Source organism: Fulvimarina endophytica (assembly GCF_003403015.1).
GTDB classification, from domain to species: domain Bacteria; phylum Pseudomonadota; class Alphaproteobacteria; order Rhizobiales; family Rhizobiaceae; genus Fulvimarina; species Fulvimarina endophytica.
In genome coordinates this window covers 33,984-57,382 of sequence record NZ_QURL01000007.1, presented here as the reverse complement: position 1 = coordinate 57,382, position 23,399 = coordinate 33,984, and the positions used below count along the sequence as shown (strand labels likewise).

21 protein-coding genes and 1 tRNA gene are annotated in these 23,399 nt (G+C 64.8%); 10 read left to right on the top strand and 12 right to left on the bottom strand.

Annotated elements, in window-relative coordinates:
• The first annotated feature begins 37 nt into the window (after positions 1–37).
• Both DYI37_RS16015 and prfB read left to right on the top strand, forming a co-directional pair.
• Complete coding sequence (locus DYI37_RS16015) at positions 38–2,482, top strand: penicillin-binding protein 1A (RefSeq protein ID WP_116684280.1); 2,445 nt, start codon at positions 38–40, stop codon at positions 2,480–2,482.
• Positions 2,483–2,646: 164 nt separating this feature from the next.
• Positions 2,647–3,775, top strand: a protein-coding gene (gene prfB / locus DYI37_RS16010) for a peptide chain release factor 2 (protein WP_116684279.1) whose coding sequence is annotated in 2 segments (ribosomal slippage) — positions 2,647–2,715 and positions 2,717–3,775 — 1,128 coding nt in all. Because the reading frame shifts where the segments join, the coding sequence is not laid out codon by codon here.
• A gap of 163 nt (positions 3,776–3,938) precedes the next feature.
• On the opposite strand, the gene DYI37_RS16005 is transcribed toward prfB, so the two are convergent.
• The 3 genes from DYI37_RS16005 to DYI37_RS15995 all read right to left on the bottom strand — a co-directional run bounded on the left by DYI37_RS16005 (position 3,939) and on the right by DYI37_RS15995 (position 6,435).
• Complete coding sequence (locus DYI37_RS16005) at positions 3,939–5,267, bottom strand: M23 family metallopeptidase (RefSeq protein ID WP_116684278.1); 1,329 nt, start codon at positions 5,265–5,267, stop codon at positions 3,939–3,941.
• Between the two features lie 331 nt (positions 5,268–5,598).
• Positions 5,599–5,967, bottom strand: a complete 369-nt coding sequence (locus tag DYI37_RS16000; protein WP_147307937.1) for a hypothetical protein — start codon at positions 5,965–5,967, stop codon at positions 5,599–5,601.
• A gap of 394 nt (positions 5,968–6,361) precedes the next feature.
• Positions 6,362–6,435, bottom strand: a tRNA-Cys gene (locus DYI37_RS15995).
• A gap of 186 nt (positions 6,436–6,621) precedes the next feature.
• Here DYI37_RS15995 and pdeM point away from each other — a divergent pair.
• Positions 6,622–7,335, top strand: coding sequence for a ligase-associated DNA damage response endonuclease PdeM (pdeM, locus tag DYI37_RS15990; protein ID WP_116684276.1), 714 nt, complete (start codon positions 6,622–6,624; stop codon positions 7,333–7,335).
• A 16-nt stretch (positions 7,336–7,351) separates the two neighbouring features.
• Here the strand turns inward: pdeM and DYI37_RS15985 are convergent, their stop codons facing one another.
• Together DYI37_RS15985 and DYI37_RS15980 are read right to left on the bottom strand one after the other, a co-directional pair.
• Entirely contained in the window at positions 7,352–8,239 is an 888-nt protein-coding gene (locus DYI37_RS15985) for a patatin-like phospholipase family protein (protein ID WP_116684275.1), read from the bottom strand.
• A gap of 186 nt (positions 8,240–8,425) precedes the next feature.
• Positions 8,426–9,610: an acetyl-CoA C-acetyltransferase gene (locus tag DYI37_RS15980; RefSeq protein WP_116684274.1), complete on the bottom strand. Its 1,185-nt coding sequence runs from the start codon at positions 9,608–9,610 to the stop codon at positions 8,426–8,428.
• A gap of 292 nt (positions 9,611–9,902) precedes the next feature.
• On the opposite strand from DYI37_RS15980, the gene phaR reads away from it, so the two are divergent.
• Positions 9,903–10,484, top strand: coding sequence for a polyhydroxyalkanoate synthesis repressor PhaR (phaR, locus tag DYI37_RS15975; protein WP_116684273.1), 582 nt, complete (start codon positions 9,903–9,905; stop codon positions 10,482–10,484).
• 137 nt (positions 10,485–10,621) lie between these two features.
• Here the strand turns inward: phaR and DYI37_RS15970 are convergent, their stop codons facing one another.
• From DYI37_RS15970 to DYI37_RS15960, 3 genes are all read right to left on the bottom strand, one after another.
• Complete coding sequence (locus tag DYI37_RS15970; protein WP_116684272.1) at positions 10,622–11,695, bottom strand: NAD(P)H-dependent flavin oxidoreductase; 1,074 nt, start codon at positions 11,693–11,695, stop codon at positions 10,622–10,624.
• 152 nt (positions 11,696–11,847) lie between these two features.
• Positions 11,848–12,027: a 50S ribosomal protein L32 gene (gene rpmF / locus DYI37_RS15965; RefSeq protein WP_116684271.1), complete on the bottom strand. Its 180-nt coding sequence runs from the start codon at positions 12,025–12,027 to the stop codon at positions 11,848–11,850.
• Positions 12,028–12,268: 241 nt separating this feature from the next.
• Positions 12,269–12,955, bottom strand: coding sequence for a biosynthetic peptidoglycan transglycosylase (locus DYI37_RS15960; RefSeq protein ID WP_116684270.1), 687 nt, complete (start codon positions 12,953–12,955; stop codon positions 12,269–12,271).
• A gap of 196 nt (positions 12,956–13,151) precedes the next feature.
• On the opposite strand from DYI37_RS15960, the gene DYI37_RS15955 reads away from it, so the two are divergent.
• Together DYI37_RS15955 and DYI37_RS15950 are read left to right on the top strand one after the other, a co-directional pair.
• Entirely contained in the window at positions 13,152–14,042 is an 891-nt protein-coding gene (locus DYI37_RS15955) for a polyprenyl synthetase family protein (RefSeq protein WP_116684269.1), read from the top strand.
• 120 nt (positions 14,043–14,162) lie between these two features.
• The gene (locus tag DYI37_RS15950; protein WP_116684268.1) at positions 14,163–15,125 is read left to right on the top strand and encodes a bile acid:sodium symporter family protein; all 963 of its coding nucleotides are present in this window, start codon (positions 14,163–14,165) and stop codon (positions 15,123–15,125) included.
• A gap of 46 nt (positions 15,126–15,171) precedes the next feature.
• On the opposite strand, the gene DYI37_RS15945 is transcribed toward DYI37_RS15950, so the two are convergent.
• Positions 15,172–16,263, bottom strand: a complete 1,092-nt coding sequence (locus DYI37_RS15945; RefSeq protein WP_116684410.1) for a transglycosylase SLT domain-containing protein — start codon at positions 16,261–16,263, stop codon at positions 15,172–15,174.
• A gap of 196 nt (positions 16,264–16,459) precedes the next feature.
• Positions 16,460–17,737, bottom strand: a complete 1,278-nt coding sequence (gene ispG / locus DYI37_RS15940) for a flavodoxin-dependent (E)-4-hydroxy-3-methylbut-2-enyl-diphosphate synthase (protein ID WP_116684267.1) — start codon at positions 17,735–17,737, stop codon at positions 16,460–16,462.
• Between the two features lie 133 nt (positions 17,738–17,870).
• Between ispG and DYI37_RS15935 the strand changes: the two genes are divergently transcribed.
• Together DYI37_RS15935 and DYI37_RS15930 are read left to right on the top strand one after the other, a co-directional pair.
• Positions 17,871–18,044, top strand: coding sequence for a DUF3309 family protein (locus DYI37_RS15935; RefSeq protein ID WP_116684266.1), 174 nt, complete (start codon positions 17,871–17,873; stop codon positions 18,042–18,044).
• Positions 18,045–18,301: 257 nt separating this feature from the next.
• Entirely contained in the window at positions 18,302–18,946 is a 645-nt protein-coding gene (locus DYI37_RS15930) for an outer-membrane lipoprotein carrier protein LolA (protein WP_245413962.1), read from the top strand.
• A gap of 209 nt (positions 18,947–19,155) precedes the next feature.
• On the opposite strand, the gene DYI37_RS15925 is transcribed toward DYI37_RS15930, so the two are convergent.
• Together DYI37_RS15925 and DYI37_RS15920 are read right to left on the bottom strand one after the other, a co-directional pair.
• Entirely contained in the window at positions 19,156–20,088 is a 933-nt protein-coding gene (locus DYI37_RS15925; protein WP_245413961.1) for a KpsF/GutQ family sugar-phosphate isomerase, read from the bottom strand.
• Between the two features lie 279 nt (positions 20,089–20,367).
• Complete coding sequence (locus DYI37_RS15920) at positions 20,368–21,075, bottom strand: glycosyltransferase (protein WP_116684264.1); 708 nt, start codon at positions 21,073–21,075, stop codon at positions 20,368–20,370.
• A 670-nt stretch (positions 21,076–21,745) separates the two neighbouring features.
• Here DYI37_RS15920 and DYI37_RS15915 point away from each other — a divergent pair.
• A complete protein-coding gene (locus tag DYI37_RS15915; RefSeq protein ID WP_245413960.1) occupies positions 21,746–22,591 on the top strand; it encodes an ABC transporter permease in 846 nt (281 codons plus the stop codon).
• Between the two features lie 4 nt (positions 22,592–22,595).
• Positions 22,596–23,351 carry an ABC transporter ATP-binding protein gene (locus DYI37_RS15910; RefSeq protein ID WP_116684262.1) on the top strand — a complete coding sequence of 252 codons (756 nt, stop codon included), beginning with the start codon at positions 22,596–22,598 and terminating at the stop codon, positions 23,349–23,351.
• Positions 23,352–23,399 lie beyond the last annotated feature (48 nt).

The following is a 23,399-nucleotide window of genomic DNA, read 5'->3' as shown; positions in this document are numbered from 1 at the left end:
CGGCGACCCGTGTCGCTGGAGAACGGATATTGCACCGATGATCAGACTTATCGGCTATTTCTTCGGGATCGGCTCGGTCTTCTTCCTCCTCATCGCAGGCGGGCTCGCCTGGTATGTGGAGAAGGTGGGCGAGGACCTTCCCGACTATCAGGTTCTGGCCGATTACAAGCCGCCGGTGACGACGCGCATCCATGCCTCCGATGGTGCGCTGATGGCCGAATATGCGCGCGAGCGCCGTCTGTTCCTGCCGATCCAGGCGATTCCCTCCCGCGTAAAGAACGCCTTCCTCGCCGCCGAGGACAAGAATTTCTATTCCCATGGCGGCGTCGACATCGAGGGCATTGGCCGCGCCGTCATGGTGCTGGCCCAGGGCGGGCGCATGCAGGGCGCCTCCACGATCACCCAGCAGGTCGCAAAGAACTTTCTCCTCACCAATGAGCGGACCTTCGACCGCAAGGTGAAGGAAGCAATTCTTTCGATGCGGATCGAGCAGGCCTATTCGAAGGACAAGATCCTCGAACTCTATCTGAACGAGATCTATCTCGGCATGGGGTCCTACGGCATCGCGGCCGCGGCACTCGGCTATTTCGACAAGTCCGTCAACGAGCTGACGATCGAGGAGGCGGCCTATCTCGCCGCCCTTCCCAAGGCGCCCGAGAACTACAATCCCTTCCGCAATGCGGACCGTGCGCTCGCGCGCCGCAACTGGGTCATCGGCCAGATGGAGAGCAACGGCTTCATCACCGCCGCCGAGGCCGAGGACGCGCGCTCCAAGCCGCTCGGCGTCAATCCGCGTCCTTCCGGCACCTATCTGGCGACGGCCGAATACTTCACCGAGGACGTGCGCCGCGAGATCGTCGAGCGCTACGGCATCGACGCGCTCTACGAGGGCGGCCTTTCGGTGCGCACGACGCTCGATCCCAAGATGCAGGGCTATGCGCGCGAGGCGCTGCAGCACGCCCTCGTCAAGTTCGACGAGGCGCACGGCTATCGCGGGCCGGTCGAGACCGCCGAGATCGGCAGCGACTGGGGCCAGACCCTCGGCAAGGTCAACGGCCTGTCGGACGTTCCGGAATGGCATCTTGCGATCGTTCTTTCGGCCGATGCCGACAGCGCGAGTATCGGCCTGCAGCCGGCCCGCAACGCCGGCGACAAGCTCGACGGCGAGCGCCAGATCGGAACCATCCGCAAGTCGAACATGGCCTGGGCCATGCGTCTTGCGACGCCAGAGCGAAAGGGAACGGTCGGATCGGTGTCCGAGGTGCTTCACCGGGGCGACGTCGTCTATGTTCAGGCGACCGACGAGGACGGGCAATGGCGCCTTCGCCAGCCGCCGGAAGTCCAGGGCGGCCTCGTCGCCATGGAGCCGGAAACCGGCCGCGTGCGCGCCATGGTCGGCGGCTTCTCCTATGCCGAATCCGAGTTCAACCGTGCCTCCCAGGCCTATCGCCAGCCGGGCTCCTCGTTCAAGCCGTTCGTCTACGCGGCAGCGCTCGACAACGGATACACGCCGGCCTCGGTGATTCTCGACGCGCCGATCTCCATTCCCGACGGCCGCGGCGGCTTCTGGACCCCCTCCAATTACGGCGGCGGTTCGGCCGGCCCTTCGACCCTTCGGCTCGGCATCGAGAAGAGCCGGAACCTGATGACTGTGCGGCTCGCGCGGGACATGGGAATGAAGCTCGTCGCCGAATATGCTGAGCGTTTCGGCGTCTACGACAAGCTCGCGCCCTTCCTGCCGATGTCGCTGGGAGCCGGCGAGACCACGGTGCTGCGCATGGTCGGTGCCTATTCGGTTCTCGCCAATGGCGGGCGCTCGATCGAGCCGACGCTGATCGACCGCGTCCAGGACCGGTATGGCCGCACGATCTACAAGCACGACCAGCGCTTCTGCGCCGAATGCAATCCGGGTGACTACGCCGGTCAGGCCGAGCCGGAGCTCGTCGACGAGCGTGACCAGGTCCTCGATCCGATGACCGCCTACCAGATCACCTCGATGATGGAAGGCGTCGTCCAGCGCGGCACCGCGACGAGGGTCAAGGAGCTGGGCTTCCCGGTCGCCGGCAAGACCGGAACGACCAATGAGGAGAAGGACGTCTGGTTCGTCGGCTTCACGCCCGATCTCGTCGTCGGCGTCTATCTTGGCTACGACCAGCCGCGCCCCATGGGCAAGAGCGCGACCGGCGGCGGCATGGCGGCTCCCGTCTTCATCGACTTCATGTCGAAGGCGATGGAAGGCCAGCCGCCCGTGGACTTCGTCGTTCCTGAAGGCATGGAACTCGTCGCGGTCAATCGTTCGAACGGCATGCGCGCGTCCGGTGAAGGGGAGGGCGTCATCATGGAGGCGTTCAAGCCGGGCACCGGACCTGCCGACAGCTACAGCGTCATCGGCATGGATGCGATCGCCTCGGACGTCCAGCGCGGTGTGGTGTCCGAACAGACGCGACAGGCCATTTCGCAAGGCGCGGGCGGGCTTTTCTGAGCCCGCTTCACCTAGCCAAGACGGTCCGATCCCGTTATACCGCGACATGAAAAAGGGACGGCGCTCGCGACCGTCCCTTTTCTTCGAGCCCTCCGCCGCAGCGCCGTCGGAGACCGTCCGCTCGCAGGATCCCAGGGTCCTGATCATCCAAGGAGGACAGCGCCGTGCGCGCCGAAATCGAACACATCGTCGACGAGACCAAGCAGACCATCGGGCTGCTGAGGAGGCATCTTTGACTGGGATCAGGCACTTCGTCGTCTCGACCATCTGAACAATAAGGCCGAGGACCCGTCCATCTGGGACGATCCGTCCGAGGCTCAGGCCCTGATGCGCGAGCGTCAGAGTCTGGAATCCAGCATCACCGCGATCCGCGAACTCGAAGGCGCCGTCGAGGAGAATGTCGAACTCATCGCCATGGGCGAGGAAGAGGGCGACAGTAGCATCGTCGAGGAGGCCGAGGCCACGCTGAAGGCGCTTCTGGCCGATGCCAGCAAGCGGCAGATCGAGACGCTTCTGTCCGGCGAGGCGGACTCCAACGACACCTATATGGAAGTCCATTCCGGCGCCGGCGGCACCGAGAGCCAGGATTGGGCCTCGATGCTGCAGCGCATGTATCTGCGCTGGGCCGAGCGCTCCAAGTTCAAGGTCGAGGTTCTGGAAGAGCAGGGCGGGGAAGAGGCCGGCATCAAGAGCACCACGCTCCTGATCAAGGGCCACAACGCCTATGGCTGGGCGAAGACCGAGTCCGGCGTGCACCGTCTGGTGCGCATCTCGCCCTATGACAGCCAGGCGCGCCGCCATACCTCGTTCGCATCCGTCTGGGTCTATCCGGTCGTCGACGACACTATCGATATCGAGGTGAACGAAGGCGATGTGCGCATCGATACCTACCGGGCCTCGGGCGCCGGCGGCCAGCACGTCAACACGACCGACTCGGCCGTGCGTATCACGCATCTCAAATCCGGGATCGTGGTCCAGTGCCAGAGCGAGCGTTCGCAGCACAAGAACCGGGCGACCGCCTGGAACATGCTGAGGGCGCGTCTCTACGAGGCGGAGCTGGAGAAGCGCGAGGCCGAGGCCAATGCCGAGGCGGCGTCCAAGACCGATATCGGCTGGGGACACCAGATCCGCTCCTACGTCCTCCAGCCCTATCAGCTGGTGAAGGACCTGCGGACCGGGATCGAGAGCACCTCGCCCCAGGACGTGCTCGACGGCAAGCTCGACGACTTCATGGAGGCAGCTCTCGCGGCCCGTGTGGAAGGCAAGCTCGCCTCCGTCGAGGACGCGGACTGACGCCGAGAGCTTCGGACCCGATTTGAGAATCGGGTCCGAAGCTCCGGCTGATCGTTGACGCATCGGATGGTCCGGAAACCGGGCCCACTTTTCGGTCCGATGCTGTAGACGCCAAGAGAGGCGGCGATCCACTCGCCGCCCCTCTCCGGAAAATCAGAAACCGTCAGCTGAGAGTTTCGAGCTTGCGTCCGGCCCGGATGAACCCCATCGGGTCCACCGCCTTCTTGCCGCGCCGGATCTCGTAGTGAAGATGGGGACCCGTGCTGCGTCCGGTCGAGCCGACGGCGCCGATCGTCTGGCCGCGTTCCACCTTGTCGCCCGGCTTCACGTCGATCCGCGACAGATGGCCGAACCTCGTTCTGACATCGTTGCCGTGATCGATCTCCACCAGATTGCCGTAGCCGCCTGCGCGCTTGGCGCGCACGACCGTGCCGGATGCCGTGGCGCGGACCGGCGTTCCGGTGCGCACGGCGTAATCGATGCCCGCATGGAGCGCTCTGCGCCCAAGGAACGGGTCCTTCCGGACGCCGAAAGTCGACGACATCAGGCTCGCATCCATCGGTGCGGCGAAGGGGAGGCCCTCCGAAAGCCCCCTCAGGCCCTCGAGACGCTCGAGCGCGGTGTCGAGCTCGGCATAGTGGACGTCGAAATCCAACTCGTCGGGGACCGGCTCGAAGGGACCTCCGACGCCGCGTTCGGCCCTCGTGCCCGGACGAATGCCCACCGAGGCGAGGACGGACGAGATCTGAGTGGTCCGGTCCTGCGCCTGCGACACGAGGAGCCGCAGATTGGAAATCTGCTGGAGCTCGGCCACATCGATCGCCTCGCGAAAATCGCCCAGGGTTTCCGGCGAGATCTCGATATTCGACTGGCGTAGGGAGGCGGTCTGCAACGGATCGAGGATCGGGCTCTCCTGCGAGGCCGCATCCTGTGGGTCCGCGTCCCGGTTCGTTGAGGATAGTGTGGCCGCCGGCGTTCTGAGGGCACCGGGTCCGGCCTCGGCTTCGGCCTTGATATAGGCGTCTGCGGCCGATCCGGGGCGAGGTGTGGGCACCGGCATGTCGATCCGATCGACGCCCGGCAGGATGCCGTTCTCGCGGGCGCGCCGGAACAGCGGCTCCAGCCGCTCGTAGCGCTCGGCGATCACCTCCTGCTGGTCGAGCAGGAGGTCGACCTTGGATTCGAGCATCTTCTGGGCCACGAACTGCCGGCTCGTCGCCTCGTCGAGCTGGGTGCGGAGTTCGGCGAGGCGCAGTTCGTAGGAGTGGCGAAGCTCGCTCTCGCCCGGAACGGCCGGCACCGCCTCGACTGGTCCGAAGTGGTATGTGGCCGCCGTCAGGCACAGGCCGCAGATGACCGCGACGAAGCCGCTTCGAACGAAATGGCGTCGTTCCAGGGTGATGTGGCGGACCGTTTCGCCGCGAGCGACGACGAAGGTGATCGGCTGCCTGCGTCGACCGAAGCTTTGCCTTTGTCCTGTCGTCGCTGTCATGGCTGGAAAAACGCCCCGATTCTCGTCTACGATTGCAGGGGACGATCGCTTGTCTGCGACACGCTCCGTTTCGCCGCATTAGAGCCGCTTAACCTTAACAAAGGCTTTCCTGCGCTCGTGCGAGGGGCGAGCGCGCACCGGAAGACCGATGGGAAGGCGATCCAGGAAGGAAAAGCAGGACGCGGATTCGCGCGGTCTGGCGGGCCTGGATTAGAGCAAAATCCCGCTTCGACATTTGCCGGCAAAGCGTGTGAATTCGGCAGTCCGATGCCGTTATCCAGCGCGACCGCATTCGCCGGGAGGGGCCATCCTCACCACCCGGCGAGGCCTCCTAGAACAGGCCGAGCTTCTGGCAGTTGCTGTAGACGATCAGCTTCTGGGTGCCCGTTTCGGCAAGGCTGCGCAGATAGACCGCATCGCCGCTCCGATCGATCTCGGATCGGAAGATCCCGCTTCGCTTCTGGCTTCCATCGGAGGAGGCGGCGGAATAGAGCCCGCAGGTCTGGATGCGGCCGCGTCTGTCGCTGCCGGAATTGGTTCGCAGGATCGTGAGGGCCCAGCCTGGCGGCAATTCGCGGGTCAGGGCGATCCGCTGGGCCTGTTCCTCGCCCTGGGTCAGGGCGGCGGAGACGGTCGGCTCGAACTTGGACCTCGAAGACGTGCCCGACAATTGGTCGACGAAGCCGGGCATATCCGGCATCGACATGGTCGGGAGGCGAAGACCGCTATTGCCGCAGGCCGACAGGATGCAAACCAGAGCGGTGACCCCTGCGAACGAGAATATCCGTCGCGCGCTCCTTCTTCCGCAAACCATCACTGTCACCGCAGCCGGATCATGGATTGATACGGTCCGTTCTCGTCATGTCGATCGGAAGGTGGGGAGGCTTGCATTTCCGTGGTTTCGCGCCGTTTGATGCCTGCATGAAGGGTTAACACAGGCGCGGCCTCTGCACCAAGGGGTCGCAGGCCGACAGCGCAAGGGATGCCGGGAGCGGGTCGGGCGATCCACAGACCTATCGATACGCTTTCGCGCGCCGCGCCGGTCGATCCAATGTGCTGGGAAAGGTTCGCGGCCCGGGGGCGCGAGATATCGATGGAGGCCTCGGCCGGAATCGAACCGGCGTGCAAGGATTTGCAGTCCTCTGCGTAACCACTCCGCCACGAGGCCCCGTGCGGCGCTAACTAGCCAGTCCGCTTCGCTTTCGCAAGGGCTTTCTCCTTGCCCCGGCACTCATGGACCCGGATGGCCTGCGACCTTCGGCGTGCCTTGCCTTCGCCTTGCTCGCGGTGGAAAAGATCGGGAACGAGACGAAAGGGGCGAACAGCCCGCAAAACCGAATGGCGGCGGTTTTCGATGAATGCGTTGGCGCGCCGGATGCGGCAGGACGAATGTGAATGGCTGGAGACGGGCATCGCCGGAGAGGCCGTGCTGCTCGATCCTGCGGGCGTGATGGTTCATCCCGCCTCGAAGACGCTCGTCGTCTCCGATCTGCACATCGAGAAGGGCGCCGCCTTCGCGCGCCGTGGCATGATGCTGCCGCCTTACGACACGGCGATGACGTTGACGCTCCTGGAACGGGTGCTCACGCGCCTGCAGCCGCGCCGTGTGGTCTGTCTCGGCGACTCGTTCCACGACCGACATGCGGCAGCCGCGCTTCCCGAGATTCACAGGCAGACCCTGCGCAGGCTGATGACCGGCCGGGACTGGACCTGGATCATGGGCAATCACGATCCCGAGCCGCCGGCCGATATCGGTGGCGATGCGTGCGAGGAGCTTGGCATCGGCGATCTCGTCCTGCGCCATGTGCCGAGTGCTTCGCCCGCCCATGGAGAAATCGCGGGCCATCTTCATCCGGTCGCCAAGGTCCGTGGCGGCGGAAGGGCCGTGCGGGGAACCTGCTTCGTCGGCGACGGAACCCGGCTGATCATGCCCTCCTTCGGGGTGACGACTGGCGGCCTCAACGTGCTGGACCGCGCCTATGCGGGCATGTTCGACAGGCCGCGTGCCCGGGCCTTCGTCACCGGCATGCGCAAGGTCTATCCGATCGGCTTCGGCTCCCTCTGCTGAAGCCGTCCGGCTCAGATCACCGCTCCGAGAACAGCCCGGCATCCTCGCCCGCCAGAAACAGCTCGCCATCCCTGCGCCCGGCATCCCAGGCCGCATGCAGCTTGTCGCGATCGGTAAAGTCGATCTTGTCGGCCGGCACCTCTCCCGAAGGCTGGACGTAGAGCCGGCGCGGGGTCTGGGGCAGGTTCCGGAAGCGACGGGTGAGAAGGATGAGCGATCGTCCCTCGTCCGGTTCGGGAATTGGCGCCTTGGTGGTCATGCCGCCATCGATGACCTTCTCGCCGTCCCAGCCCTCGACGTTGAAGACCGGCGGGATGACGGCGGCCGCGCAGATGAGGTCGACGAGGCGGCCTTCGCGTGCCGCGAGCCGCGCATCGATGAGATCGTTGTCGGCGCCGAGTGCTTCGGGCCATTTCACATGCGGGGTCGAGCGGACCGCAAGGTCGAGGAGATAGGCGGCGATCAGGGGAAAGGTCGACCATTTGGGAAACCTCTCGGTCGGCGGATGGGCGATCATCACCTGGAAGGCGGGTCCGTCTGCGATCGCCTCGATGGCGTCCGCATCGAAGACCTCGCCGACCACCTCACGGTAGATCCTTTGATGGGGCGTGATCCCGTCCTCGTTCGCCTCCTCAAGGCTCGTGCTGACATTGTGACCGCGATCGGCGAAGGCCTCGCCCATCACGGCGAGGAGCTTCTCCTCGCGCCGCGAGATGAAGCAGGCAGCCGACAAAGCCCCGCCCGAGGCGCCGGTGATGCGCTCTGGCTCCAAGGCGAGCGGCCGCCTCACCACCTCGCAGAAGCCGCCATGCCAGAAGCATCGGGTCCCGCCGCCGGAAAAGATCAATTGCCGGAACGGATCGTCCCGAACGCTGGCGAGGATAGGAGAGGCTGGGTCCGCCATGGCAAATTCCCGTTCTTCGTGTGAAGGACGCCGGTCGTGCGACCATCGAACAAAAGCCCCCGACTTGCGACGGGGGCTCTGGACTTGAGGGCTGCAATGGACCGAGGCGGACGGGGCAATCACTGCCCCGCCACCATTCGCGACCGTATCTCTGCGGGTTAGAGGACGATGTTCGTCCGCGTCCCGTCAGATCCGCTCGACGCACATGGCAACACCCATGCCGCCGCCGACGCAGAGGGTCGCGAGGCCCTTGCGCGAGCCGCGACGCTGCATCTCGTGGATCAGCGTGTTGAGGATGCGGTTGCCAGACGCGCCGACCGGATGGCCGATGGCGATCGAGCCGCCGTTGACGTTGACGATCTCCGGATCCCAGCCGAGATCCTTGTTCACGGCACAGGCCTGTGCGGCGAAGGCTTCGTTCGATTCGACGAGATCGAGATCCTCGATCTTCCAGCCGGCCTTTTCGAGCGCCTTGCGGCTCGCCGGGATCGGGCCGGTGCCCATGATCGCCGGATCGACGCCCGCCGTCGCCCAGGAGACGATGCGAACGAGCGGGGTGACGCCGCGCCGCTCGGCTTCCGCCTCGCTCATGAGGACCGTCGCCGCGCCGCCGTCATTGATGCCCGATGCGTTGGCGGCGGTGACGGAGCCTTCCTTGTCGAAGGCCGGACGAAGCTTGGCGATGCCCTCGGCGGTGACGCCGTACTTGATGTACTCGTCCGCGTCGATGACCGTATCGCCCTTGCGGCCCTTCACGGTGAAGGGGACGATCTCGTCCTTGAAGCGGCCGGCCTTCTGGGCTTCCTCGGCGCGGTTCTGCGAGGTGGCGGCGAACTTGTCCTGCATCTCGCGGGTGATCTGCCACTGGTTCGCGACGTTCTCCGCCGTATTGCCCATGTGGTAGCCGTTGAAGGCGTCGATCAGTCCGTCCTTCAGCATGGTGTCGACGAGCTTCAGGTCGCCCATCTTCTGGCCCTGGCGAAGATGCTGGGCGTGGGGGGCCATCGACATGGATTCCTGCCCGCCGGCCACGATGATCTTCGCATCGCCCATGGCGATCTGCTGCATGCCGATGGCGACGGTGCGAAGACCCGAGCCGCAGAGCTGGTTGAGGCCCCAGGCAGTCGTCTCCTTCGGGCAGCCGGCGGCCATGGCGGCCTGACGGGCGGGGTTCTGCCCCTGCGCGGCGGTCAGGATCTGCCCCATGATCACCTCGTCGACCTCGCTCGGGTCGACCTTGGCCCGCGACAGGGCCTCCTTGATCGCGGCGGCCCCGAGTTCATGGGCCGGCACGTTTGCAAAGCCGCCATTGAAGGAGCCGACGGCGGTACGGGCCGCGCCTGCGATCACGATGGATTGTGTATTGCTCATATTCGGTCTCCCACTGTTCTTTGCGTGATGGACACCGCGCTTGAACGGCGTCGCAACCGGTTGCCCTCGTCTGGCTCGCTCAAATTGAGCTTTGTACGCTCCAAGTCAAATCGAACTGCCCGTTCGTCAGCGGTAAGCTCGCCGTGCGAATCGCCGGGCTTCGACGCCGAAATTGGGGTCCGGCTCCGGTTTGGAAAGCGCGGGAAAGTGTGCCACTCCTTCTTGCAGCGCAGCGTCGCGGGGAGCGATCCCGCAGCGGTGCATGAGCACTTGCCCTTGGGGATGCGAAGAGATGGCCAAGCAGTCCGACGTCACCGTGATCAAGAAGTACGCCAACCGACGGCTCTACAACACCGGGACGAGCCAGTACGTCACCCTCGACAACCTCGCGACCATGATCAAGAACAACGAGGAGTTCACGGTCCAGGACGCCAAGAGCGGCGACGACATCACCCATTCCGTCCTGACCCAGATCATCTTCGAGCAGGAGAGCAAGACCGGCCAGGCCTTGATGCCGACCGCCTTCCTGCGCCAGCTGATCGGCTTTTACGGCGATCAGATGCAGATGGTCGTGCCCTCCTATCTCGAACAGTCCATGTCCTCGCTGGCGCGCGAACAGGAGCGGTTCCGCGAAACGATGAAAAGTGCGGTCGGCCGGTCGCCCATGGAGCTGATGGAGGCCCAGGTGCGGGCGAACACCGAGATGTTCCGCAAGGCGATGTCGATGTTCAATCCGTTCGTTCACGAATCCGCGAAAGAGGGACAGGACAGTCGGCCCGGCCCCTCCGAGAACCAGCATGACGAGCTCGAATCGATGCGCCGACAGCTCGCGGAGATGCAGGACAAGATCGACAAGCTGACGCCGAAGGGCTGAGAAGGCCGATGCTGGTGGGCTGAGGCCAGCCCATCGCGAATCGATCGGGCGCCCCGCTCGAAGCCGGTACGCCGTTTCGGGTCGGCCCGGTTGCACGGCATGCCTCGGCCGCCACCCGGCATGAGCCCGAGGCGTGGTCAGGCCAGGAAAGCGTCGATTCCGGCGGCGATGGTTCGCAGGATCTCGCCGGCCGGGCGCGCCTCGGCAAGGCGTGCCGACTGGCCGGCCCAGGCCTGCATTCGGTCGATATCGCCATCCTTCGCCGCCGCCTTGCGCATGTTCGCCGTCAGGCCGCGCTGCACGGGGTAGGGGGCCGGCTCGGGCAGGTCGCCGCTCGCCACCGCCTCGGTATAGCGTGTGCGAATCGCGCGTCCGGTCCGGCCGGAAAATCCTCGTGTCAAAACGGTGCCTTCAGGCGCAAGGCCGGTGATGGCGTCCGCCCAGCCCCGGTTGGTCGCAGCTTCCGGCGTCCGCAGAAAACCGGTGCCGATCTGCACGCCGGATGCGCCGAGTGCGAGCGCCGCGATGGCACCCCGTGCGTCGGCGATGCCGCCGGCGGCAACGACCGGACATGAGACCGCATCGACGATCGCCGGGATGAGAGCAAGGGAGCCGATCGCCTGGCGCTCGGCATTCTCGGCGCGGAAGGCGCCGCGATGCCCGCCGGCCTCCGCGCCCTGTGCGACGATGACGTCGGCACCGGCCTCTACGGCCGCGCGCGCCTCCTCGGGCGTCGTCACCGTCGCGAACCAGAGGATTCCCGCCCGCTTCACCTCAGCGATCACCTGCTCGGACGGCAGGCCCATGATGGTGGAGAAGCCGAGCGGCTTTACCGCGATGACCGCCTCGACCTGCGCGCCGAAATCCTGCAGCGGCGCATCGCCCGCATCCGGCTCGACGGCAGGGCCCCAGTCCGAGAGTGCGGCCCTAATGCTCGCCTCGTGCCGGGCATCGCGCAGCGGTTCGGGATCGGGGACCCAGAGATTGATCAGGAACGGACCGTCCGAGCCGGCGCGGAAGGCGCGGGCCCATTCGGCGATTTCGGCAGGAGAGGAGAGAAGCGCGCCGCAGGAGCCGATTCCCCCGGCCTTACAGACCGCGATCGAAAGCTCGGGCGGACAGGCACCGGCCATGGGCGCAAGGCCGATGGAAGTGTGCGCGCCGGTCAGCGCCTGAAAATCGGCGATGCGTGCCGCGATCTCGCTGCGCATGATGTCTTGTCCTCCTCTTCACGTCCGTTCCGACCAGCGAGCCTCAAGCCGGAGGCAATGAAGGGTGCATGTGTGCAGAGAAGGCGCAAGACGCAAAAAACCCGGCGGCCTCGGAAGGCGCCGGGTCGAAACTTAAGCTGACGGCGAGGCGATCAGTCCTTCGGCGTCAGGATCTGACGGCCACGATACATGCCGGACTTCAGGTCCACATGATGCGGGCGACGCAGTTCGCCGGAGTTCTTGTCCTCGATATAGGTCGGGTTCTTCAGCGCGTCGGCCGAACGGCGCATGCCGCGCTTGGAAGGGGTGGTCTTTCGCTTGGGTACGGCCATGGTCTGCTCCGCTCGGGTTCGGTCCGCAGCATGGCATCCGCCATATCTCGCTCCGACCGAAACGTTCGTTGTTCGTGTCTTCGGCAAACCGGTTGATCTGCCGACAGCCCGTACCGACAAAGTTCGAAGCTTCGCAACGCTGTGCGAAAGGTCGAGCTTCACCATGACGGGAAATCTTGGGCTGGCCCATAGCAAAACTGGAGCCGTTTGCAAAGGGGCTCTCGTTTCGCGGGGCCGATATCTACCCGCTTTCGGTCTTCACGCAACCCACATAGCTGCCCGAGGCTCGCGCGAGCCTCTGGACCCTGTCTGCGAGCGCGTTCATGCGGCGGCTCGGGGCGGCCGGATTGCGGGTGACCGGACTGGGGAGGGTGACCGCAAGAAGCGCCGCCTGCCGGGCCGTTAGGCTGTCGGCGGAGCGGCCGAAATAGTGCTGGCTCGCCGCTTCGATGCCGTAGACGCCTTCGTCCCATTCGGCGATGTTCAGATAGATCTCGAGGATCCGTTCCTTGGAGAGGACGAGATTGAGGTAGAGAGCCAGTGGCAGTTCCAGCGCCTTGCGCACATAGGAGCGGCCGTTCCAGAGGAAGAGATTCTTGACCGTCTGCATCGGGATGGTCGAGGCGCCGCGCGTCTCCGCGCCTTCGAGGAATTCGTCGACCACCGAGGCCATCTCGCCCCAGTCCACCCCGTCGTGCCGGCAGAACTGGCCGTCCTCGGACATGATGACCGAATAGCGCATGACGGGCGCGATCTCATTCAGATCCACCCAGTCGCGAAGATAGGGCCGAAAGGAGAAATGGTCGCGAAGGATGAGTGTGGAGACCGGATGGATCGCCGGAATCGCGTAGATCGGCACGAGAACGACGGGAATGGCGACGAGCATCGATATCACGACGGCGGCGGCGATGAGGAACTTGCGCAGCATCGAGAAATCGGAACTCTTCGGATGGTCGAAACGAGGATGACGGTGGCGAAGTCCACCTCTTCGGTTTAGACGGCGCAGGACGATGGAGCAACGTTCCCGAATTGGGCAGGGCTCCGAGAAAATCCGCTGCAGGCCCCCGCGAGCTGGTCGTCCGGTCACGGGACCTTGCGCCGACAGGACGAGGCCAGAAGCTCCGATGTTCGAAGAACGCCTGCTAGTCGCCGCCGAACGGGTCGAGAATCGGCTGGCCGAGATCCTGTCGGTCGATGCGCCGGGCCGGCGGCAGGCTCCCGCACGGCTCGTTGCGGCCATGCGGCACGGGGCGCTCGGCGGGGGCAAGCGGCTCCGGCCTTTCCTCGTCATCGAGAGCGCACGCCTTTTCGGCCTGTCCGATGAGGCGGTGCTCGACATCGCCTGCGCGCTGGAAGCCATCCACTGTTATTCCCTCGTCCATGACGATCTTCCGGCGATGGACGACGACGACATGCGGCGGGGACGGCCGACCGTCCACAAGGCGTTCGACGAGGCGACCGCGATTCTCGCCGGCGACAGCCTGCTGACGCTCGCCTTCGAACTCGTCGCGGGATCGGAGGCGATCGCGCCAGCCGCGCGCCTCGCCCTCGTCTCGCTTCTGGCGAGGGATTCGGGCATGGCCGGCATGGCCGGCGGACAGATGCTCGATCTCGCGGCCGAAACGCAGGACCTGTCGGAAGACGAGATCGCCCGCATGCAGGCCATGAAGACCGGCGCGCTGATCGCCTTCGCCTGCGAGGCCGGGCCTGTCGCGGCGGGCGCGGGCGATGAGGAGCGGCGGCGACTGCGCCGCTTCGGCGAGATCGTCGGGCTCGCATTCCAGCTTGCCGACGATCTCCTCGACGAGACCGCCGATGCCGCGCAGCTCGGAAAGGCGGCCGGCAAGGACCGGGAGCGGGGCAAGAAGACCCTTCCCGCGCTCCATGGCATCGAATGGACCCGGAATCGGCTCGCCGTCCTCATCGGCGATGCGGAGGGCGAACTCGCATCCTTCGGTCCGTCGGCCGACGTGCTTCTGGAGGCCGCGCGCTTCGTCGCGAACCGCGATCGGTAGGCGCGGCGTATCTGGAACGTCACCCGGAATGGTTCGATCCGGCGGGGCAGGGGTTTGTAACGGGCGGCTCGGTGGGCCATAGCACCCCTCGAACGTTCCCTATCGAACCAGAGGTTCACGATGCTTCTCGCCCTCGGCCGCCTTTCGGCATTGTTCGGCCGCTTCTTCGCGCTCATCACGGTCCTGTTCGCCGTGCTCGGCTTCTTCCTCCCGAACGTCTTCACCGTGTTCGTTCCCTGGATCGTTCCACTCCTCGGCATCATCATGTTCGGGATGGGGCTGACGATCTCGTTTGCGGACCTGAAGGAGGTCGCGCGCCGCCCCTTCGACGTCGGGCTCGCCGTCGTCCTCCAGTTCCTCATCATGCCGCTCGCAGCCCTGGTGCTCACGCTGGTCATCCCGATGTCGCCGGAGGTCGCAGCTGGCGTCATCCTCGTCGGCTGCTGCCCGGGCGGCACCTCGTCCAACGTCATGACCTATCTCGCCAAGGGGGATGTCGCCCTCTCGGTCGCCTGCACCTCGGTCTCCACCCTTCTCGCTCCGGTGCTGACGCCTCTTCTCGTCTACCTGCTCGCGAGCCAGTACCTGCCGGTGGATGCCGGCGCGATGTTCGTCTCCATCCTTCAGATCGTGCTCGTTCCCGTCGTGCTCGGCATTCTGTGCCAGCGCTTCTTCTCCGGCGCCGTGAAGGCTGCGGTGACGATCCTGCCGCTGGTGAGCGTCACGGGCATCGTCCTCATCGTGGCGGCCGTCGTCGCCGTCAATCAGGAGCGTATCGCGACGAGCGGGGCGGCGATCCTCCTCATCGTCGCGCTCCATAACGGCATCGGTCTCGTTCTCGGCTACCTCGCCGCGCGGGCCTTTTCCGTTCCAACGCGCAAGGCGAAGACGATTTCCCTCGAAGTCGGTCTGCAGAATTCCGGCCTCGGGGCAGCTCTTGCGACCGCGCATTTCTCGCCGCTCGCTGCGGTGCCGAGTGCGATCTTCTCCGTCTGGCACAACATCTCGGGCGCGATCGCGGCGAACATCTTCGCCCGCATGGGCGATGCGTCGGCGAGATCCCGGACCGCTTCCGGCCGCTGAGAAACGGAGGTCCATACGGGCGGGAAACGCCTCCCGCCCGTATGGATCAGTTCTTCATGACCATGCAGGCGCCGCCCGCCTGGCGCAGGCGTCCGCAGAGCGCGTTCGCTTCCGATTGGGAATCGGCCCCGATGCGCACGGCGTAGATCGAGCGGCGCGGGCCCGTGCGGCGACGCAGGACCGAAGGCTCGGTCGATCCGATGATCGAGGCGTAGGCGTTCTTCACCCGGGCGAACATGCGCATGGCGATGTCCCGCCGCTCATGGCCGGCGACCTGCACGCCCCAGGGCTTGGGAGGAACGCCGGGCGTAGCGTCGTCCAGCGAGGCGAAGACCGCGCGCGTGCGCATGATCGGCAGCTTCTTGCACGACTCGATGAAGGAGAGCGTGTCGTCCAGCGGCCGCTTCTCGACGTCGCGTCCGGGCTCGAGAAACCATTCGACCGGGCGATGGGTGATGGCGTTGACGTAGTCGACCGTCTCATAGGGCAGGACACCGCTCGCCCCGCCCGCGATCCAGCGCTTCATCCGGTTGATGCCGCCATTATAGGCCGCGGCCGCAAGACCCCAATTGCCCAGCTCGTTTCGAAGATCGCGCAGGTATGAGGCCGAATGGTGGATCGCCTCCTCGTAATCGTAAGGGTTTGCGAGCCCGCGTTCGCGTGCCGTGTACGGCATGAACTGCGCAATTCCCCGCGCGCCGACCGGTGAGATTGCACCGACGTCGAACCGGCTCTCCTTCCAGATCAGGCGTGCGAAGAAGTCCGGATCCATCGAGACGCGCTCGGCATTTCCTGCGATGACGCGGCAGATCTCGGCGGTCGTCGGGGGCGATTTCGCGGGAGCCGGCGCGATCTCGGGCCGGATGGGGCCGATGAACGCCGTCTTCTCGTCCGGTTCGTTCGTCTCCGACGCAGAGGCGGCCTTGCCGGATTCGGGTTCGCTAGGATTCTCCCGGTCGTTGCCTCCGGCCTCCTCTGCGGCGTCCGGCGCCCTGTCTTCCAGAGCGCTCGTCGCGGCAGCCCCGATGGCTCCGGTCTGCTGTGGGAAGGCTGCGGAGGAGGACAGGAGAGCGGTGACGAGTACGAGGCCGGCGAGGGGTGATCGCGACTGCAATTGAAGTCTCCGCAGGACGGTCATCGTGTTCGCCGGCCGAGGCGTCATCCTTCGAGGAGACGGACCGGACGGCGACGCGAAAGAAGGTATGGCATTCGCCTCGCGGACCACGGGACGTGCGAGGCGGTGCGAAGAGATCGAACCGGTTCGTGACGCAAAGCCATGAGAGGCTTACGACATCTGCGGGTCGATCGCTACCGAAGCTTATCGTCGCAGAACCTCACGCCTCGGTTCGCGCGTGGTCCTTCGAGCCGAACCTCTTCTCGATATAGTCCGCCACCATCACCTCGAAATCGGCGGCGATGTTCGGCCCGCGAAGGGTGCCGGCCTTCTGGCCGTCGATGAAGATCGGGGCGGCGGGCGATTCGCCTGTGCCAGGCAGGGAAATGCCGATATCGGCGTGCTTGGATTCGCCCGGACCGTTCACGATGCATCCCATGACGGCAACGTTCAGCGCCTCGACGCCCGGATATTTCTCGCGCCAGACCGGCATGTTCCGACGGATATCGCCCTGGATCTTCTCGGCAAGCTCTTGGAACACCGTGGACGTGGTGCGCCCGCAGCCGGGGCAGGCCGCGACGACGGGAAGGAACTGCCGGAAGCCCATGGTCTGGAGGAGTTCCTGCGCCACCTGGACCTCGCGGGTGCGATCGCCGCCGGGCTCGGGTGTCAGGGAGACACGGATCGTGTCGCCGATGCCTTCCTGAAGAAGGATGCCCATGGCGGCGGAGGAGGCGACGATGCCCTTGGACCCCATGCCGGCCTCCGTCAGCCCGAGATGAAGAGCATGATCCGTGCGGCCGGCCAGATCGCGATAGACGGCGATGAGATCCTGGACGTTGGAGACCTTGGCGGAGAGAAGGATGCGATTGCGCGCAAGCCCGATGGATTCGGCGAGTTCGGCGGACATCAGCGCCGACTGGATGATCGCCTCGCGGGTCACGGCCCGTGCCGAACGCGGATTCGGCAGATCGTTGTTCGCGTCCATCAGCCGCGTCAGCAGCTCCTGGTCGAGAGAGCCCCAGTTGACGCCGATGCGAACGGGCTTCTGGTACTTGATCGCCATCTCGATGATGGCTCCGAACTGCGCGTCCTTCTTGCTCTTGAAGCCGACATTGCCCGGATTGATGCGATATTTCGCAAGCGCTTCGGCGCAGGCCGGGTGATCTGCGAGGAGCTTGTGGCCGATATAGTGGAAGTCGCCGACCAGCGGCACGTCGAGCCCGAGCCGTTCGAGCCGCTCGCGGACCTTCGGGACGGCCGCCGCCGACTCGTCCCGGTCGACGGTGATGCGCACGATCTCCGATCCCGCCCGCGAAAGCGCCGCGACCTGGGCGACCGTCGCGTCCACATCGGCGGTGTCCGTGTTCGTCATCGATTGGACGACGACCGGCGCCCCGCCGCCGACTATGACACCGCCCACGTCGACGCCGATGGTCCGGCGGCGTTCGAGCGGGCCGGCCTGAGGGCCTTCGAGGGGGATGGTCAAATCGTCCATGGTCGAAACTGCTCGTTGCAAGAGGTGATGGGGCGGAGGTGGGCCGGGATCATTCGCTTGTCAATTGACCTTCCGCCGATGGCACGCATGTGACGCTCTCAGCACCGTATGTCGCAGAGAGAGTATTGCACCCATGGAAGTCGGTTTCGGTCCGATCGTCGTCGTCATCGCATTTCTGGTCATGATCATGGCGGTTCCCATCTGGCCGTGGGCGCGGCCCTTCGGCTACCGCCCGACGATCATCCTCGCGATCGTCTTCATGATGGTCGCCGTCTACGTGGCGATCGGCGGATTCGGCTCCTTCTGACGCGAAGCGGGCGGGCGGGCGACGCTGCCGCCATCGGCGCTCCAAGGGCATGGAGCCGGGCGCGAGATGGCCGTTCAGCCCCGCTTCATGACGGAGCCTTCATAAGATGGGCCATGGCAATGCCCCAATGTCGGGATCATATCCGAAACGGAACGCGGCCTCGAGTTCATGTGGAACGGGCCGTTCGAGACGATGCCTCCGAGACCGGGGCGCAACTTTCTGAGATCATGAGTATGGTAGAAGCGATGAACCGAAACATGTCGTCCCACAAGGCACGGTCCTTTGCAAAGCGCCTGGCGCTTTCGGCCGCCCTCGCTTTCGGCGTGGCAGCCCCCACGCTGACGCTTGCCACCGTTCCCGCCAGCGCGCAGAGCGCCGCGCAGAGCATCGCGGATCACTTCTCGAGCATGTCCTCGCTGCATGGGGACTTCGTCCAGTTCGATCCGAACGGACGCCAGAGCGAAGGCAAGTTCTACATCGAGAAGCCCGGCAAGGTCCGCTTCGACTATTCCAACGCGCCGCTCCGCGTCATCGCGGACGGCTCGAACGTCGCGGTCAACAACCGTAAGCTCAACACCTGGGACACCTATCCGCTGTCTCAGACGCCGCTGAAGCTGCTTCTCGACCGTCGGATCGACCTGTCGGCGGCCAATATCCGTAGCGTGAAGGAGGAGCCGGACCTCACCACCATCGTGATGGGCGATCGCTCGGTCTTCGGAAATTCGACCATCACCATGATGTTCGATCCGAAGTCGAAGGACCTCAAGCAGTGGACCATCCGCGACAAACAGGGCCGGGATACGAGCGTCATGGTCTATAACGTCCAGAAGGGCGGCAATATCCAGGATTCCGCGTTCACGATCCCCTACACGGCGATCAGCCAGGGCCAGACCGGCAACTGATCGCCCAGGGCGGGCCGGCAAGGCCCGCCATTGCCCGCATTCCCTTCGCAGGAGCCTCGCAAAATCCGACTGGCTTTCAAGCCGGCGACCGCGAGGAGGCGTGACAAGATGACCTTCAAAGCGCCCCGGGGCCCGGTTCGACAGACCGGTCCGGGGCGCTTTTTTATTGAGAGATCGCGGACTTTCGGACGTTTCTCGACGCTGCCGGCTCAGGAAATGCCGGCCGACAGGAGCATGTGCATCGTCAGAATGCCGACCAGCTTCCGGTTCTCGACCACTGCCAGCGCATTGACCTTGTGCCGGGTCATGATCGTGAGAGCGGTGACACCCAGAATATCGGGCGAACATGTATAGGGGTTCGGCGTGAACACCTTCGAGACCGGCAAGGCGAGAAGGTCTCCCGTCATGTGCCGGCGCAGATCGCCATCGGTCACGATCCCGAGGACTTCCATGTCATCGGTGACGACGAAGGCGCTGCCGAGGCTCTGGGACGTCATCTGGAGCACGACTTCCGACATGCTCGCTTCCTTCTTGACGAAGGCGACCATCGGCATCGGGCGCATCAGCTGGCCCACGGTGCGCAGCGAGCTTCCGAGCTTTCCGCCCGGATGGAAGCGGTGGAAGTTGGCGGGCGTGAATTCGCGCTGTTCGAGAAGGGCGATCGCGATCGCATCGCCCAGCGAAAGCTGCAGCATGGTGGAGGTCGTCGGGGCCAGCCCGTGCGGACAGGCCTCCTTGGCGCCCGGCAGTTCGAGAACGATATCGGCCGTCGCGCCCAGCCAGCTGTCGCGCCTGCTCGTGACGACGGCGAGCGGGACGCCATAGCGCTGGCAGTAGGAGGCGATGTCGCCGAGTTCCTTCGTCTCGCCGGACCAGGAGAAGGCGAGGATCATGTCGTGGCTCGTCACCATGCCGAGATCGCCATGGCTCGCCTCGGCGGGATGCATGAAGAGGCTGGGCGTTCCCGTCGAGGTCAAGGTGGCGGCGACCTTCCGGCCGATATGGCCGCTCTTGCCCATGCCGCATACGATCACGCGGCCGGGCAAAGCGAGAACGTCGCGCACGAAGCGCAGCGTCGCCGCCCCGAGTTCCCCCTTCAGGGCCTCGCGAAGCGCGACCAGACCTTCGATTTCGATATCCATCGTCCGAAGGACGGAGGCGGAGAAACGATCTTCCGGAACGGCACTGGCTTCGACAGGAGGTTGGGTCTGCATCACATCGCTCCGAATGGCGGACAATCCCGCGGCTGGGAGATTTCAGGTCCCCGATAAGGGTCGGTCTCGTATGGCTTCCAGATCCCCGGAAGGTCGAGCACGCCTGCCGTTCTTCACGGGAAGGACGACACCCCGGCCGGCGTCGCGCCCTCCTGCTTGAGGTGCGGCGAAGCGGCGGTCGGGCCCGGCGTCAGGCAGGAAGGGCGATTAGGCCGAGGCCTGATCGTTTCGGCTCTTTTCGTAGTGTTCGCGTTCCGCCATCCAGAGATCGGCATAGTCGACATGCTGCCAGTTCTCGAACCACGGGCCGCCATTGGTGAAATGGATCGCGTTCGGAACCTCGTCGGGCTTCGGATATTCGCCTTCGAGGAAGTTCCAGCCGAGGGGCAGGGAGCCGATCATCGCATCGTCCGGCACCCAGCTGAAACGGTGGAGGAAGGCAGGGCTCTCGTTGTTCACGACTTCGGGCGTCAGCGCCTTCACCAGCGGATGGGCATTGTTGAACAGGATGAAGGACGACCAGTTCTTGCGCGGATAGCTCGCCTGCGCCTGCCCGTCCATCTTCGTGGCATTGGCCGGCGTGTAGTCGTGCTGGACCACGTGCACGGCCTTCTCCCGGCTCGCTCCTTGCGTCACCTTCACGATATCGGTGGTGAACAGGAAGTCGCAGTCGACGAAGACGGTCCACCCGTCATGGGCGGCGAGATAAGGGACGAGGAAGCGGGTCAGGGAAAACTCTGTCGCCGCCTTGTCGGCCGATCGGGTGTAGAGGCCGAGTTCGCGAAGTGCCGTCTGCTTCAGCGGATAGACTTCGATCTCCGCGCTCGCATGACGCAGGAGAGAATGCCGGCACACCTGCCAGGCGATGTCCTCTCGGCTGTCATAACCCACATAGACCTTGATCTTCTCGCTCATGAGACCGCTCTCGTATCGACTATTCCATATCCCCCTTGAAGGGAGTGTCTGTCCCTAGCAGCATCGGGAAGGCAGGGGAAAGACGGGCACCGGCTTCCCGAACCCAAAAGGATCGATGTTTCCGTGTTCGGCCGGCGCGATTATGGGCGGCAGAATGGATGGCAGACCGGTTCCGATCCGCATGGGATACGCTCCATCATCTGTCCCTTGAGAGCGGGCCGGACAAGGTCGGCCGGGTGCAACGGGTGCCAGCTTCATGTTTGCGATCAACTCTGTTATGAGCCCGCCGAACTTCGTGGAACGAGGCATGCGGCGTCCCTGTGATCAGCTTCGGACATATCGGACCGATGCCGGAGAGCCGGACCTGTCCGATGGCGCGGTCGAGCCTTTCGGCGCATGGAGACGGCGGACAAGAGCCGGGAGATCGCGGTGGGATGAGGCGGCCCGTTCGCGAGGAGCGATCCGGTCGGGTCGTCGTCTGTGGCTTGAAGACCGTGTTGGAAACCGTCACTACGGACGATATCGGCAACGACCGACCGGAGAGGCGGCTAGCTGAGTTCGGGCCACGGAAGATCGCAGGTTCTCCACTCCCTGGTCCTCGCGGTCGAGCGCAAAGACGTCGAACCGGCTGCGCGATCGCAGCCCTCGACGGTTTGAAGAAAGAACTGAAATGACAATGGCCGAAGCGAACCTCGAACCCGAACGATCGGAAAGGCTTCGCACGACCCTCGGGCGCCTTTCGGTCGCCTGGCAGGATCTGCGCGAGGGCATCGCGATGCGCGAGCTCTGGATCTTCCTGGGCTGGCGGGACGTGCGCAAGCACTACCGTCGCTCGGTGATCGGCCCGTTCTGGCTGACCCTTTCCATGGGTATCATGGTCGGAAGCTTGGGCTTCCTCTATTCCCAGATCTTCGGCACGGACATTTCGACCTATCTGCCGTTCCTTGCCGTCGGGTTTATCCTGTGGGGCTATATCAGCGGCACGATCACCGCAGCCTGCAACGTGTTCTCGGGCGCCGCGGCATCGATCCGGCAGATCCGTCTGCCGTTCAGCGTCTACATCTACCAGTTCGTCTGGTCACAGCTGATCAATCTCAGCCACAACTTTCTGATCTATTTCATCGTTCTCGTGCTCTTCAGCATTCCGATCGGATGGTCGGTCTTCCTCTTCCTTCCCGCGATGGCGCTCTACATTCTCAACGGCGTCTTCTTCGTGATGATCCTCGGCCCGCTCTGTGCGCGGTTTCGCGACATTCCGATGATCGTCGGCAGCATCGTCCAGGTCATCTTCTTCATGACGCCGATCCTCTGGAGTGCTGAGCAGATCCCGGACCGGGTCGCATTCGTCGCGCTGAACCCTTTCTACCACTTCATCGAGATCGCCCGCGACCCGCTTCTGGGTGGAACCGGCACGCTCACGAACTGGCTGGCCTGCGTTGGAATGACGATCGTCCTCGGGGTGATCGCGACCCTCTTCTTCGCACGGTTCCGAAGCCGCATCGCTTATTGGGCTTGAACACATGACATCCATCGAGCTGACCCATGTCACGGTCGACATTCCCATCTTCGATGCCGGCAGCCGTTCGCTGAAGAACAACGTCATGGCGGCTGCGACCGGAGGGCAGATCAAGCCGCGCGACGGCACCCGCAAGGTTTCCATCCGCGCCATCGACGACCTGACCCTCGATCTGCAGCATGGGACGAAGATCGGCCTCATCGGGCATAACGGAGCCGGCAAGTCGACGATCCTGAGGACGATCGCCGGGATCTACGAACCGAACGAAGGACGTGTGGACGTCGACGGCAGCGTCGCTGCCATGTTCGACATCGGCTTCGGAATGGACCCCGATTCCACCGGCTGGGAGAACATCATCCTACGCGGCATGCTCATCGGCTTCTCGCGCAAGGAAATCGAGGCAAGGGCAGCCGATATCGGCGAATGGAGCGGGCTCGGCGAATTCCTCGACATGCCGCTCCGCACCTATTCGAGCGGCATGTCCACGCGCCTCGCCTTCGCCGTCTCGACATCGATCACGCCCGATATCCTGCTCATTGACGAAGGCATTGGCGCAGGTGACGCGGCCTTCATCGACAAGGCGAAGGCGCGCCTCGAGGAGTTCATCGGCAATGCCGGCCTCCTCGTCATGGCGTCCCATTCCGACGATCTTCTGCGCCAGTGGTGCACCGAGGGGCTCTGGATGGAGCATGGCAAGGTGCGCTTCCACGGCCCGATCGACGAAACACTCGACCGCTACTCCGCCTCGCGAACCGCGTAGCGCTCCTTCCTGACCGCGCGATGCGGTCGTGCGAGGCCGCAAGCCGTC